Raw genomic sequence first — 13075 nt, forward strand, 5'->3', positions numbered from 1 at the left:
GCATGCCATCGCACATCGCCCTCACGGCACTCCTCGTCCGCGACTACGACGAGGCCATCGACTTCTACACCCGCGCCCTCGGCTTCGACCTCGCCGAGGACACCGCCCGCCCGGACGGCTCCCGCTGGGTCGTGGTCCGCCCGCCCGGCGCCACCGAATCCGCCCTGCTGCTGGCCCGCGCCAAGGACGAGGCCCAGCGCGTCCGGGTCGGCGACCAGACGGGCGGCCGCGTCGGCCACTTCCTGTACACCGACGACTTCGCCCGCGACCACGCCCGCATGACCGCCGAGGGCGTGCACTTCCTGGAGGAGCCGCGCCACGAGCCCTACGGCTCCGTCGCCGTCTTCGAAGACCTGTACGGCAACCGCTGGGACCTCCTCCAGCCGGCCGGCTAGGGGCGCTCCCGGGCGCCGCCGTCCAGCCTCGGCGCCTCCCGCGCGGCATCGACGGCCGGGCCGTCGCCCTCCACCCGGCCGGCCAGCTCCCCGGCCCACCGGACCAGGCCCGGCACGTCGATCCCGTACGGCCCCCCGTCCAGCCCCTCGATCCCGGCGGCCCCGCGCCGCAGCAGCCGCGCCCCGCCGACCGCATTGCCGCGTGCGGCGTGCGTCAACCCGACCGCGAGCTGTGCGAGCCCCCGCCAGAGCGGGGCAGCGGCCTCGGGCCCCGACTTCCAGGCATCCTCGAACACCTCGTGCGCGTGGAACGGCATCCCGGCGTCCAGCAACCGCTGCGCCTCCCGCACGGTCTCCCCGGCCGACCGCACCACCCCCTCGGGCTGCCGCTCCACCCCGGACGCGCCGTAGGCCAGCGGCCGCCCCAGCCCATCCCTGGGCCGCGCACTGCGCGCCCGCCCGTCAACGTCCCGATCCCGTGCGTCCACCACCCCATCCTGCCCCTCGCCGATTACCCGTGCATGCACACCCCTCGGCGTGGGGTAATGTTCTTCTTGTGCCGCCGAGCACGGGGAAACCCGCAGGTCGAAGGTACATCGGGACGTGGCGCAGCTTGGTAGCGCACTTGACTGGGGGTCAAGGGGTCGCAGGTTCAAATCCTGTCGTCCCGACTGTGCGGAAACGCAGGTCGGAGGCCGTTCTCTCATCCGTGAGAGGGCGGCCTTTCGTGCGTCCGTGGACGCGGGCCTGCCCGACGCCCGACGGAACCTGGTCAGGATGCCCGTCGCACTCCGGGCCGGTCCTTGGCCCACCACAGGAACGCGGCGGCGTGCTGTCGGTTGGCGAAGCCCTCGCCCGCGAGGCCGAGCAGGAGGTCGTTGCTCCACAGGATGAGCCGGCCGCGGGTCCAGTTCACCGACTCGGGGGACGGCAGCTCCAGGCCGTAGACCATCCGCGCGATCTCGCGCTTGCCGCCGGCCTCGGTCGTGTACTTCAGGATCGTCAGGAAGCGGGCGGGGTCCGTCACGCAGAGGACCCTCGTGAGGAGGGCTTCCTTGAAGCCGGTCATGGCGAACGGCTTGCTGCCGGACAGCAGGTGCTGGAGCCGGTCTTCGAGCGGCAGGTCGGAAGGTCCGCGCAGGAGGTACTCGATCGTCTGGCGGGTCGCATCCGCAGCCGCGGCCTCGCCCATGTCGTTCCACGCGGAGTTGAAGGTGGCCTGATTGCCCGGGCGGGCTCCGACCTCGGAGTTGGCGAAGTCCTTGAGGGCCCTGGGGGCGCAGGTCCACAGCCCGTCGGGGGAGAAGATCTGCTGGTACTTCGACCAGTAGGCCGCCACGGCGGGGTCGAGGTCCGGTTTGACCGCGAGGTACTGCTCCTTCAGCCGGGCAACGCGCTCCAACTGCTCGCGATCGACGTCCTCGGCGTTCGGGAAACGGGCCTTGAGGTCGTGGAAGGAGCGCAGCGGGTCCCGCTGCGGGACGACGGGCTCCCTGTGCTCCCATTCATAACCGCACCGGTGCTTCACGATCCGACGTCCGCCGTCGGACGTGCGGACCACCACGATGTCCTCATCGTCGCTGCACAGTGGACACATCGCCAACGCCATGCCAACCCCCGCTTCGCCGGTGCTCGTGCCCTGCGCCGAGCCGGTGCACTCTCCGGCCAGGAGCCGCAATTCTCGCATCCGGGCACGGCGGGCGGGGTGCGATCTCCGGCGCCCGGTGTCCGGCTCCTGCAACGAGGCGGCAGCGCACGGCGCGTGGGCCTCGCAGGACACCTCGGTGGTGAAGTCGAGACCGACGCGGTACCCGGAGCCGATCAGTCGGCACGCCCGGTTGCCCGGTCCTCGTCACCGGCGGGAACCAGGATCTTCCTCAGCGCCGCAAGGTCGGCCTCTTCGTTGCGGCGCAGTCGTCCGCGGCCGTCCGCCTGCAGGTCTGCGGGGCGGATGAGGACCAGTCGCAGCCCGTGCGCGGGAATCTGCTCCTCGCGCCGGGCGTCGTACAGGGCGCGCTGCTCGCCGCGGTGGACACCGCTGACGGTGAGGCGGTGCGGCTTGTCGAAGTGGGGCATCGGCCGGTCGTGCTGCAGTTCGCGGTACTCGACCACCAGCTGATGGCCCGGCCAGTAGGCGTCGACCGGCAGTCGGACCCGGCGGCCTCCCGACCCGGGATCGCCGAGCAGCCAGTCGAACCTGTGCTGCGTCAGGGCGTCCTCCCCGAGGATCCGCTCGCACAACCCGACGACGTACGCCTCGTCGCTGGCATCTCTCGTTGTCATGACCGGGCATCCTGCCACCACCCGTGGACCGGCGGCACCGGGTCGGCGAACCCGGAGCCTCCGGTGCTGGTTTCGGGCTCCGGCTCAGCCCTTGTGACGGGAGCCGAAGGGCCATGGCCAGTTCCGGTGCGTATGTGGGTCGGCGGTCTCCGGATCGAACGGGCAGAGCGGGGAGTGAGGGCCTTCCTGTCGTTGTGTGGCGCCGCGGACGAGCGTGCAGCGGTCGTGGCGTGTGCGAGGGGAAAGGTACGACCACCCTCCGGCGGAGGCATCGAAGGACGGGAAGAGGGGGCCTGAGGCGACCAGGACCTCTCCCGAGTCGGCGAAGCTCCAGGTGCTGGCGTTCTCCTGCCCCATGTGAAGCCACTCGGTGCGGCTGACCGGCCTGTCGAGCAGGGTTTCGAACCAGGTCGCACACACATCTGCGAGTTCCTCTGCCGGCCCCGTTGCCTGTAGCTCGGGTATCCGGTCGAGGCTGAAGAGCTGGTCCACGACCTGGCCGGCTCGCACGTGCGTGCCGTGGAAGTGCACCGCCCATACGCCAAGCGTGGTGCGCTGCCTGTCAGAAGGAGAGACATGGACCAGCAGCGCCGAGTCGTCCTCCATGCGTTGGACGCTGTTGTAGGCCCACGGCACGCGCCACGATGCGGCGCGGGTCTGGAGGGCTCTGACGAAGACGGACTCGTCCTCCGAGAAATCCCAGGGTTCGTCCTCCTCGTCCTCGGTCTCGAACCAGGGGGAGTCGTGCATGCCGCAACTTTAGGGTCTCACCACGGAACCTGCGCCAGAGCCCGGTTTCGCGTTCACCGCAGCCGGTTTCCGTCCTTCCACAGGGAGCAGTCGGGGGCCTTCTCCCCACCGTGGAAGGGGTCCGGACCGTCGTTCGTGACGATCACCGAGTCGATCTTCTCCTGGACAACGCCGACGGGCCAGCAGGTGTGCGCGTCGACCGACGCTCCGTGGAAGTTGGTGCCCTCGCTGTCGATGACCGCGTGGGTGAGGTTCGCGCTCTGGAGTGCGGCCCTGTCGAGGTGAGCGCCCGTCAGATTCGCTTGGTAGAAGTTGGCTCCGATCAGGTTCGCGCCCTGCAGATCGGCGTCCGTGAGGTCCGCCCCTGTGAGGTCGGTGTCCCGCAGTTGGGCGTTCCGCAGATCGACTCCGGTCAGATCCGCGTTGTGCAGCGACTTGCCGCTGAAATTGATGCCCGCGATGTCGCGATCGCCGGGGGAGAACCCCGGTATGGTCGCGGCGATTTCCACGTTGGCGCGCCACGCAGCGTACTTCTGGGACTCTTCGAGTTCCTGCTCCAGGAACAGGGCGGACACACCTACGGCGATCCCGGTGATCAAGCCGCCTCCGATACCGGCGAGCACCTCGATCTTCGGTTCGCGCTCCGGCTCTTTGGTGGCCATCCACCAGGCGAAGGCCGCACCTGCCGCACCGAGAATTCCGAGCAGGATCAATACCCCGAGCAGAGCCCACCCTGAGTCAGGCATGGGGATCATCCCCAATACGCATGGACCGGGCAGAAAGTGCCTCACTTCCTCTCTACGCCTGCGATCACGTGATCGCAAACGCAACGCGCCCCGACCGGCGAGCGTTTGACCCCGCCCGGTCAGTCCGCCGAGGTGGTGGGGGGTTCGGCGCGGATGCCCGTGATGACCACCGTGATGAGGCAGAACGCGATGACCGTCTCGGCCCAGAGGAAGGCGATGTAGTCGAGCAGGCAGCCGATGGGCGGGGCGCCCGGGGCGGTGTTGCGGAAGGCGGCCAGGGCGAAGAGGGTCGCTGCCATCCAGCCGAGGGCGGGCCAGGTGAGGCCCTTGCGGCGGGTGACCAGGTACCAGCCGCCGATCAGGACCGATACGGCGAGCGCCCACATGGCGAGCATCATGAAGATCGCGAAGATGAAGACGCTGTTGGACCGGGCCAGCTGGATGTCGAGGACGGCGATGCCCTGGGTGGTCGAGGGGTCGACCGCCGCCGAGAAGAGGACGTCGTTGTTGGAGAGGGTGACGCGGACCGGGACCTTCTCGCCGCCGAACACCGCTCCGAACTCGACGTCCGCCCCGTAGGCGTCGAACGGGTAGTCCGTGATCGAGCCGCCCGTCAGGGCCACCGGGACGTCCATCGTGGAGATGCGCTGGTGGGCCTTGAAGGTCAGGTCGCCCCGGGTGGCCGTCGAGGTCTGGACGGTGAGGTCCTCGGCGGGGGAGACCCCGCCGGGCTCGGCGAGGGCGCCCCGGGGCGTGACCAGTACGCGCAGGGTCATTTCGCGGCCGGCGGCATCCACGCGCTGGATCGTGGCGCTGACGTCGATGCGGTCCGGGTCGGAGCGCCCCGCCGTGTACACCGTGTCCAGGGCCTGGCGTTCCCCGAACTGGAGCCACGCTCCGACGGTGACCGCCGCCACGATGGCGATCAGGACCAGGCCCGGCAGCAGCGGGACGCGGCGTGCGGGGCGTGCGGGGCGCGCGGGGCGGCGGGAGTCGGACACGGTGGCTCCGGTAGTGCGGGCTGTGGGGGATCAGGCGGCGGGCTTGCCGGGCTGGTCGTGGGTCGAGCAGTGGATGCCGCCGCCGCCCGAGGCGATGGTGTCGATCTTCACCATGACGACGTCCCGCTTGGGGAAGTGCTCCCGCAGGATGCCGCGGGCGCGGTCGTCCGCCTTGCGGTCCCCGAACTGGGGCATGAACACCGAGTCGTTGGCGACATAGAAGTTGGCGTAGGTGGAGACGAAGTCGTCACCCTCGCCCGTGATCCGGTTCAGGTCGGGCTGCGGCAGGTCGATGACCTCGAAACGGCGGCCGCGGGCGTCCGTCGCCTTCGACAGGACGGACTTCGCCTGGTCGGCGGAGCGGGACCAGGAGTCCGGCGGGGTGCTGGGGTGGGCGCGGTCCAGCAGGACCACACCGGGGGCGGTGAACCGTACGAGGCTGTCCACGTGCGCGTCGGTGATGTCCTCGCCGCGTACGCCGGCCAGCCAGATGACCTTCTGGACGCCGAGGGTCTGCTTGAGCTCGGCCTCGATGGTGTCCCGGGACTTCCCCTTGTTGCGGTTGTCGTTGACGATCGAGCTCTCGGTGACCATCAGCGTGCCCTCGCCGTCGGTCTCGAAGGAACCGCCCTCGGCGACGAGCGGGGCCTGGACCCGGGGGATCCGGTACTTCTCCAGCAGCAGGCGTCCGACCTGGGAGTCGTTCGTGTGCTCCTGCTTGCTGCCCCAGCCGTTGAAGTTGAAGTCGACGCCGACGACCTTGGCGCCCTCCTCGACGAACACGGGGACGGTGTCGCGGGCCCACAGGTCGTCGACGGCCAGGGGGATCACCTCGACCTGGGATCCGACGGCCTTCTGGGCCGCGGCCACCTGGTCGGGCCGCGCCATCATGATCACTTCTTCGTAGTCGCCGACGGCCCGCGCGATCCGCGCGATGTCCTCGCGTACGTAGGGCAGGTCCTGCTCCCACACCGATGCGAGGGCCGGCCAGGACATGAAGGTGCGGGTGTGGCTCTCCCACTCGGCGCCGAACCGGCGCTTCCCGTCCCCACCGGGCTGGGGGGAACCGCTTGCTCCGGACTGTGCGCCGGATTCGGCGGGGCCGCAGGCCGCGGCGCCGAAGACGGCGGCGCCGATACCGGCGAGGGTACGGAGGACGGTCCGGCGGGTGGGGGGAGTGAACGACACGGGTGACTCCGATCGTGTGCTGGCGGAGCGAGGGGCGCCAGGCCAGGGCGGGCACGGAGGCTTGCACAGGCCCGCGGGCCGCGCCCTACTCAAAGGGTGCATGCTTTGCACCGGAAACAGCCGGTACGCACGGGAAAGTGGTGCGACCGGATGCAGTCCACTGTGGCATTGACTGGAAATTCAGTCAATTTACGCATCGAGGGAATCGAGGGAACCGAGCCGGTCGATCTCGACTCCGATCGCCTCGCGCATCAGGTCGCGCGCGTGCCCCAGCGGGAGCAGGCCGCTGAGCCAGCGGCCGCTCAGCCCCTCCAGGAGGGCGGTCAGCCGCTCGGCGGTCGCGGTGACGGCGGTGGGGGGTGCGGCCGGACACAGGGCGGCCAGCAGGCCGGCGACCTCCTCCGCCCAGGCCGCGCCGGCCGCCGCGAGCTCGTCGCGCAGTTCCGGGTCGAAGATCGCGTGGGCCCGCAGCTCTCCCCAGGCCGTACTGTTCTCCCGCACCTCGGGCAGGTCCTGGAATTCGAGCAGCAGGATGCGCTCCAGGAGCCGGCGCGGGTCCGTGGTGGCGGGCGCGGCGCCCACGCCGTCCGCGGCGCCGGTGTAGCGGTCGGCCCGGTCGCTGATGAAGGCCAGGGCGTGGCGCAGGATGCCGGTCCGGTTCTCGAAGTGGTAGTAGATGAGGGCGGTCGACACGCCGGCCTCGGCCGACAGGTCGCTGACCCGGAGCCCCCGGACCCCACGCCGTGCGATGACCCGGGCGGCGCCCTCCAGGATGGCCCTTCTGCGATCCGACACTGGGTGATCCTCCCTTCTGGCGGTGTGCGTCTCGCATTGTCACACATTGACTGAAACTTTAGTTAGCGGCACGATGCGCCCCAGGTCATTGCCGCATCGTTGAAAGAGCCACCCATGTTCGCTCAGCCTCCCGGCGTACAGTCCGCCCTCACGGCCCTGTCCGCCGAAGACCCCCACGAGATCGGTGGCTACCGCCTCCACGCCCGGCTCGGTGCCGGCGGCATGGGGGTGGTCTACCTGGCGTACACGCCGGGCGGCAGGCCCATCGCGCTGAAGGCCGTCCGGCGCGAGTTCGCCGCCGATCCCGAGTTCCGCGAGCGCTTCGCCCAGGAGGTGGCGAGCGCCCGCCGGATCCACGGTCTCTTCACGGCGCAGGTCGTCGACTCGGGCGAGGACGACCGGACCCCGTGGCTCGCCACGGCCTACGTGCCCGGTCCCTCGCTGCACCAGGTGGTGCAGCGGCACGGGCCGCTGCCCGTGCGTACCGTGCTGCTGCTCGTCGCGGGCATCGCCGAGGCGCTCCAGGAGATCCACCGGGTGGGCGTGGTCCACCGGGACCTCAAGCCGGCCAACGTGCTGATCGCGGGGGACGGACCGCGGGTGATCGACTTCGGCATCGCGCGTGCCGCCGACGCCGCCGCCCTCACCGGCGTGGGCCTGCGCATCGGCACCGCCGCGTTCATGGCGCCGGAGCAGGCGCTGGGTCATCCGGTGACCTCCGCGACCGACGTCTTCGCGCTCGGGGCGCTGGCCGGCTTCGTCGCGGGCGGGGTTCCGCCCTTCGGGAACGGGCCGGAGTCCGGCGCCCTGTACCGCGTGGTCCACGAGCACCCGGACCTCGGCCGGATCCCGCACGAGCTGCACGACCTGCTGTCGTGGTGCCTCGCCAAGCGTCCGCAGGACCGTCCCACGACCGCCGATCTGATCGCGGCCGTCCACGCGCACCCCCTCGTGGGTCCGCGGCCGGAGTTCACCGACGGCTGGCTGCCGCGGCCGGTGCTGGAGGAGGTCGGGGGGAGGGCGGACACCGGCCGGGCGGGTCCGGCCGGTGTACCGGAGCACCTGCAGGCGACCATGGCCGCGGCCGCGTACCCCGCCGCCTCCGCCCCGGCCCCCGCCGCGTCCGGGCCCGGCGGGACCATGTCCTACGCCGCGAGCCCGAGCCCGAATCCGAATCCGGCCGCGTCGGTCCCCGCACCCGCCCCGGTCCCCGCGTCCGCCCCGTCCGCCCCGCCCGGCCCGGCGCGCCGGGCCCAGCGGGGCGGACGGCGGCGCCTGCCGGTGGTCGCCCTGGCCGCCGCGACCGTGCTGGCCTGCGGCGGAGCCGCCTACTGGTTCGGCTTCCCCGAGGAGGACGCGGACGGTTCCGCCGGGGAACCGGCGACCGGCCCGTCCCGGCCGACGGCCTCCGCGTACGTCCCCGGATACACACAGGACGAGCTCACCGCACCGGATTCCGGTTACGAGTTCGACCTGCGCGCGGGGAAGGTGGTCCCCGTCGAGACGGCCGCCTGGTACCTCGCACGCGACTCCGGCGCGTTCCTGTTGTCCGAGGAGTCCGATGCCTTCGTCGCCGACGGAAGCGGAGATCTGACCCCCGACGACTGCGCGCGGGGGATCGAGACCCGGCCGGTGACGGCCCTGCCCTTCAAGGTGCTCGCGAAGGAGCGCCCCTTCTGCGTGCGAAGTCCTGACCAGCGGGAAGTGGTGATCGTGCGGCTCGTCGAGGCGACCTCGACAGGCTCCGTCACGATCGCCGTCGAGCACTTCCGCAAGAGCTGATCCCCGGAAGCGGAACCGTGATGGTGAGGCAGGGCAACACATCGGAAGGGTTGACTGAATTTTCAGTTAACGCGAGGATGCCAGACATCCTGCCCCTCCTCATCAGGGAGTCCCCATGGATCTGAACCCCCGCACGTCCCGTCGCCGGGTCCTCCAGTTCGGCGCGGCGGCCCTGCCGCTCGCGGCCCTCGGCTCCGCCCTCCCGTCCCTGGCGCAGTCGGCCTCGGCCGCACAGAACGGCACCGGCACCCTCCGCATGCCCGCCGAGACGGACCGGCACGTCCGTACGTACATGGCCTGGCCGGCCCTCTCGTCGGTGTGGGGCAACGGCCTCGGAGCGGTACGCCGGGACATCGCCGAGGTGGCGCACGCGATATCGCGCTACGAGCCCGTCGTGGTCCTGGCCCGCCCCGGCCAGGTCGCCGAGGCCCGCTACCAGTGCGGCATGGGCGCCTACTACGGCATCCAGGTCATCGACATCCCCAACGACGACCTCTGGATCCGGGACTTCGGCCCCACCTTCGTCGTGGCCCCGGGTGCCGTGGCCGGCGTGGACACCAACTTCAACGGCTGGGGCAAGGCCGGTACCTCGTACGCCCAGTCCTTCGCCAACGACGCGGCGGCGGCCCGCACGCTCCTCGCCGAGTACGAGGTGAACCGGATCCGGGCGGGCTTCGTCGGCGAGGGCGGCTCGCTGGAGACCGACGGCGAGGGAACCCTGCTGGTCACCGTCAGCTCGATGGTGAACGCCAACCGGAACCCGGGCATGAGCCAGGCTCAGGTCGAGCAGGCCATGAAGACGGCACTCGGTATTTCCAAGGTCATCTGGGTGCCGGGCCTCGCGGGTCAGGACATCACCGACTGTCATATCGACTGCCTGGCCCGCTTCGTCTCCCCGGGCCGCGTCATCCTCGACAAGCCCGGTCCCGGCGCGGACAAGAAGTGGGTCGCCGTCTACGAGGAGACCAAGCGGGCCCTGCAGAGCGCCACCGACGCCCTCGGCCGCCGCCTGGCCATCACCGAGCTGCCGGGACCGGACCGGCGTGAGATCCGCGGCCGGGGCGAGGAGTTCCTGTCGAGCTACACCAACTACTACACGGCGAACGGCGCGGTCATCGCGCCCCAGTTCGGCGACGGCCCTGCCGACGGCGTCGCCCGCGCCATCCTCCAGGACGCCTATCCGGGCCACCGGGTGGAGCAGCTCCCCATCGACGGCATCGCCTCCGGCGGCGGCGGAATCCACTGCGCCACCCAGTCGCACCCGGCCGTGCCGCCGGCCGCCTGATGGCAGGGCCGCCCGGGCCGGCGCGGCCGGTACCGCCCGCCGGGGCGGCCCGCGCGCCGGCCGGCACTCCTGGTGACGGGCCGCGTACGTACGCGCCCGATCACCCCGGTAGGGTGCGGAGCATGGCGTCTCGTAGTACTCAGATCCTCGAAGCCGCCGCCCGGGTCATCGCCCGGCGCGGTGTACGCGGGCTGCGCGTGGAGGAACTCGCGGCCGAGGCCGGAGTCTCCACCGCCCTGATCTATTACCACTTCAAGGACCGTACGGGCGTCCTGCGCCAGACGCTCGAGTTCATCAACGACCGGGCGGAGCGCTACACCACCGACCGGGATCCGGACGACCCGCCGCTCACCCCGCGCGAAGAGCTGGAGGAGACCCTCCTGCTGGAACTCCAGGACACCGTGGAGGTACGGGAGAACAGCTCGGCCTGGGGTGAACTGCGGGCGAGCGCCGTCTTCGACGAGGTCCTGCGCGAGGACCTCGCACGGGCCACGCTGGTGTGGGTGCAGGAGGTGGCCGCGCTGCTGGGCCAGGTCCAGCCGATGACGCCGGCCTCCGCGCTCGCCGCTGCCGCCGAGCGGCTCACGGCCCTGCTCGAGGGCCTGAGCATGCGCTGGCTGAGCGGCGGCATCAAGATCGGCCATGCCCGTGAGCTGATGCGGGGCGCCATCGACGCCGAGCTGGCGGGGCTCCGGCAGGGCTGACGGACGTACGGGGGAGCGGGAGCGGAGACGCCCCGCGGCCCGGCCCGTGGTCCCCGGCCGCCTTGCCCGGCCCCCGCCGCGTCCGGGCCCGCCGCGTCCTGCCCCGGTCGCCGACTCCGCCCCGGCGCCGTCCCGCCTGTTCCGCCCGTTCTCCCTCACCCCCGGTTTCCCTCCTGCCGCGCAGGCCCCCGCTCGGCTCCTCCGTGACCCCTGAGGGCCTCCTGCGAGCCGCCTGAGCTTCCCCTGTGATTCCTTGCGGACCCGACCCCGTTCAGGCTCTTGACTGAATTTTCAGTCAATGCCAGAGTGAGGATTCCGAGCAGGGCGGACCGAACCTTCCGCCCTCCGGACCGCCGGCCGGCCCGTGCCACCGCACGGTCCGTGCCCGGCCCGCACTCCTCGACGCACTCCTGAGGCGTCCCCCGGCGCGCCACCGGCCCTCGGCCGCCGCCTCGCGCACCACACATCCGGACGGCGATGCCCCGGCCCCGGCCTTACCCTCGCCCGCCTTCCGGAGGAAGGAATGATCATGATGGTTTCGACCGGCCCGGACGCCGGACGGGACGGCCGGGGGACGTCATGTCCCTGACCCCCACCGAACGCGACCGGCTGCTCCTCTTCACCGCGGCCGAACTGGCACGGGCCCGGCACGCCCGCGGTCTGCGGCTCAACGTCCCGGAGGCGACCGCGCTGATCGCGGACACGGTGTGCGAGGCGGCGCGCGACGGCATGCGCCTCGCCGACGCCCTCGAGCGGGGCCGTAGTGTCCTCGGGCCGGACGACGTGCTCCCCGGGGTCGTCGACATCGTCACCGAGATCCAGGTCGAGGCCGTCTTCGAGGACGGCACCCGGCTGGCCGCGATCAGTGAGCCCTTCGGCGCCCTGGAGCGCGACGACTCGGCGCCGGGCGCGGTCCTGCCCGCCTCGGACACCGTCACCGCGCCGGAACCGGTCGTCGTCCTCAGCGTGCGCAACACCGCCGCCGTGCCGGTGAGCGTGACCTCGCACTTCCACTTCTTCGAGGCGAACCCGCGGCTCGACTTCGACCGGGCCGCGGCCTACGGGCTGCGGCTGGCCGTCGCCGCCGGTTCGTCCACCCGCTTCGATCCCGGAGCCACCGTCGAGGTGGGCCTGGTCCCGGTCGGCGGCGACCGCATCGCGATCGGCTTCGCGGGACTGGTCGACGGGCCCCTGGATGCGCCCGGGGCCAAGGAAGAGGCCCTTCGGCGCGCCGCGGCCTGCGGCTACCTCGGCGTCAGTGCCGACCACCAGGACGGAGACCGGTCGTGAGCAAGAAGATTCCGCACAGCGCGCACTGTGCGCCGGGCAGTCGGCACATCGATCCGCACGAGTACGCGGCCGTGTTCGGTCCGCGGGCGGGGGACCGGGTGCGGCTCGGGGATTCGGGGCTGACCGTCCGGGTGGAGTCGGACGCCCAGAGGCCGGGGGACGAGTTCCTGGCCGGTTTCGGGAAGACGGCGCGTGACGGTCTGCACCTGAAGGCGGCCGCGGTCCGCGGGACGTGCGACGTCGTGATCAGCAATGTGCTGGTCATCGATGCCGTGCTCGGCATCCGGAAGGTGTCGATCGGTATCCGTGAGGGCCGGATCCATGCGATCGGCCGGGCCGGTAATCCCGACACGCTCGACGGCGTCGACGTGGTCGTCGGCACCGGTACGACGATCGTGTCGGGCGAGGGGCTGATCGCCACCGCCGGCGCCGTCGACACCCACGTCCACCTGCTCTCCCCACGCATCATGGAGGCATCCCTCGCGAGCGGCGTGACCACGATCATCGGCCAGGAGATCGGGCCGAGTTGGGGTGTCGGCGTCAACTCGCCCTGGGCCCTCAAGCACGGGTTCAACGCCTTCGACGCCTGGCCGGTCAACATCGGGTTCCTGGCCCGCGGTTCCTCCTCGAACGATGCTCCCCTCGTGGAGGCCCTGGCCGAGGGCGGTGCGTCCGGGTTCAAGGTGCACGAGGACCTCGGGGCCCATACCCGGGCGCTGGACACGGCGCTGCGGGTGGCGGAGGAGTTCGATGTGCAGGTGGCTCTGCACAGTGACGGTCTGAACGAGTGTCTCTCGGTGGAGGACACCCTGCGGGTGCTGGAGGGGCGGACCATCCATGCCTTCCACATCGAGGG

General features: G+C 71.4%; 14 protein-coding genes and 1 tRNA gene. 7 read left to right on the forward strand and 8 right to left on the reverse strand.

The window, feature by feature from the left end; genetic code table 11:
* Window positions 1-2: 2 nt before the first annotated feature.
* The gene (locus tag ACWGE1_RS14725) at window positions 3-395 is read left to right on the forward strand and encodes a VOC family protein (protein ID WP_453420870.1); all 393 of its coding nucleotides are present in this window, start codon (window positions 3-5) and stop codon (window positions 393-395) included.
* Here ACWGE1_RS14725 and ACWGE1_RS14730 read toward each other — a convergent pair.
* Window positions 392-883, reverse strand: coding sequence for a DUF309 domain-containing protein (locus ACWGE1_RS14730; protein WP_453420871.1), 492 nt, complete (start codon window positions 881-883; stop codon window positions 392-394). The two genes, ACWGE1_RS14725 and ACWGE1_RS14730, sit on opposite strands and share 4 nt — an antisense overlap.
* 109 nt (window positions 884-992) lie before the next feature.
* On the opposite strand from ACWGE1_RS14730, the gene ACWGE1_RS14735 reads away from it, so the two are divergent.
* Window positions 993-1066 (forward strand) — tRNA-Pro (locus ACWGE1_RS14735).
* A 101-nt stretch (window positions 1067-1167) separates the two neighbouring features.
* Here ACWGE1_RS14735 and ACWGE1_RS14740 read toward each other — a convergent pair.
* The 7 genes from ACWGE1_RS14740 to ACWGE1_RS14770 form a co-directional block, all read right to left on the reverse strand.
* Window positions 1168-1959: a hypothetical protein gene (locus ACWGE1_RS14740; RefSeq protein WP_453420872.1), complete on the reverse strand. Its 792-nt coding sequence runs from the start codon at window positions 1957-1959 to the stop codon at window positions 1168-1170.
* A 257-nt stretch (window positions 1960-2216) separates the two neighbouring features.
* The gene (locus tag ACWGE1_RS14745; protein WP_453420873.1) at window positions 2217-2678 is read right to left on the reverse strand and encodes a hypothetical protein; all 462 of its coding nucleotides are present in this window, start codon (window positions 2676-2678) and stop codon (window positions 2217-2219) included.
* Between the two features lie 84 nt (window positions 2679-2762).
* The gene (locus ACWGE1_RS14750; protein ID WP_453420874.1) at window positions 2763-3428 is read right to left on the reverse strand and encodes a hypothetical protein; all 666 of its coding nucleotides are present in this window, start codon (window positions 3426-3428) and stop codon (window positions 2763-2765) included.
* Between the two features lie 53 nt (window positions 3429-3481).
* Window positions 3482-4174, reverse strand: a complete 693-nt coding sequence (locus tag ACWGE1_RS14755; RefSeq protein WP_453420875.1) for a pentapeptide repeat-containing protein — start codon at window positions 4172-4174, stop codon at window positions 3482-3484.
* Window positions 4175-4293: 119 nt separating this feature from the next.
* A complete protein-coding gene (locus tag ACWGE1_RS14760; protein WP_453420876.1) occupies window positions 4294-5175 on the reverse strand; it encodes a DUF4436 domain-containing protein in 882 nt (293 codons plus the stop codon).
* Window positions 5176-5205: 30 nt separating this feature from the next.
* Entirely contained in the window at window positions 5206-6363 is a 1158-nt protein-coding gene (locus ACWGE1_RS14765) for an agmatine deiminase family protein (RefSeq protein ID WP_453420877.1), read from the reverse strand.
* Between the two features lie 189 nt (window positions 6364-6552).
* Window positions 6553-7158: a TetR/AcrR family transcriptional regulator gene (locus ACWGE1_RS14770; RefSeq protein WP_453420878.1), complete on the reverse strand. Its 606-nt coding sequence runs from the start codon at window positions 7156-7158 to the stop codon at window positions 6553-6555.
* A 114-nt stretch (window positions 7159-7272) separates the two neighbouring features.
* Here ACWGE1_RS14770 and ACWGE1_RS14775 point away from each other — a divergent pair, with 114 nt between their 5' ends.
* The 5 genes from ACWGE1_RS14775 to ACWGE1_RS14795 form a co-directional block, all read left to right on the forward strand.
* Window positions 7273-8940: a serine/threonine-protein kinase gene (locus ACWGE1_RS14775; RefSeq protein ID WP_453420879.1), complete on the forward strand. Its 1668-nt coding sequence runs from the start codon at window positions 7273-7275 to the stop codon at window positions 8938-8940.
* Window positions 8941-9055: 115 nt separating this feature from the next.
* Window positions 9056-10225 (forward strand): agmatine deiminase family protein, encoded by a 1170-nt coding sequence (locus tag ACWGE1_RS14780; protein ID WP_453420880.1) that lies wholly within the window; start codon window positions 9056-9058, stop codon window positions 10223-10225.
* Between the two features lie 122 nt (window positions 10226-10347).
* The gene (locus ACWGE1_RS14785; protein WP_453420881.1) at window positions 10348-10929 is read left to right on the forward strand and encodes a TetR/AcrR family transcriptional regulator; all 582 of its coding nucleotides are present in this window, start codon (window positions 10348-10350) and stop codon (window positions 10927-10929) included.
* A gap of 579 nt (window positions 10930-11508) precedes the next feature.
* Window positions 11509-12219, forward strand: a complete 711-nt coding sequence (gene ureA / locus ACWGE1_RS14790; protein ID WP_453420882.1) for an urease subunit gamma — start codon at window positions 11509-11511, stop codon at window positions 12217-12219.
* 47 nt (window positions 12220-12266) lie between these two features.
* On the forward strand, window positions 12267-13075 hold an 809-nt coding region (locus ACWGE1_RS14795), incomplete at its 3' end, for an amidohydrolase family protein (RefSeq protein WP_453420886.1).

The sequence above is a fragment of the Streptomyces sp. NPDC054932 genome (genome assembly GCF_053610205.1).

What these genes read in the sequence shown, in the direction of transcription:
- ACWGE1_RS14725 (WP_453420870.1), top strand. Translation starts at nt 3, where the DNA reads ATGCCATCGCACATCGCCCTCACGGCACTCCTCGTCCGCGACTACGAC.
- ACWGE1_RS14745 (WP_453420873.1), bottom strand. Translation starts at nt 2,678, where the DNA reads ATGACAACGAGAGATGCCAGCGACGAGGCGTACGTCGTCGGGTTGTGC.
- ACWGE1_RS14750 (WP_453420874.1), bottom strand. Translation starts at nt 3,428, where the DNA reads ATGCACGACTCCCCCTGGTTCGAGACCGAGGACGAGGAGGACGAACCC.
- ACWGE1_RS14755 (WP_453420875.1), bottom strand. Translation starts at nt 4,174, where the DNA reads ATGCCTGACTCAGGGTGGGCTCTGCTCGGGGTATTGATCCTGCTCGGA.
- ACWGE1_RS14775 (WP_453420879.1), top strand. Translation starts at nt 7,273, where the DNA reads ATGTTCGCTCAGCCTCCCGGCGTACAGTCCGCCCTCACGGCCCTGTCC.
- ACWGE1_RS14780 (WP_453420880.1), top strand. Translation starts at nt 9,056, where the DNA reads ATGGATCTGAACCCCCGCACGTCCCGTCGCCGGGTCCTCCAGTTCGGC.
- ACWGE1_RS14785 (WP_453420881.1), top strand. Translation starts at nt 10,348, where the DNA reads ATGGCGTCTCGTAGTACTCAGATCCTCGAAGCCGCCGCCCGGGTCATC.
- ureA (WP_453420882.1), top strand. Translation starts at nt 11,509, where the DNA reads ATGTCCCTGACCCCCACCGAACGCGACCGGCTGCTCCTCTTCACCGCG.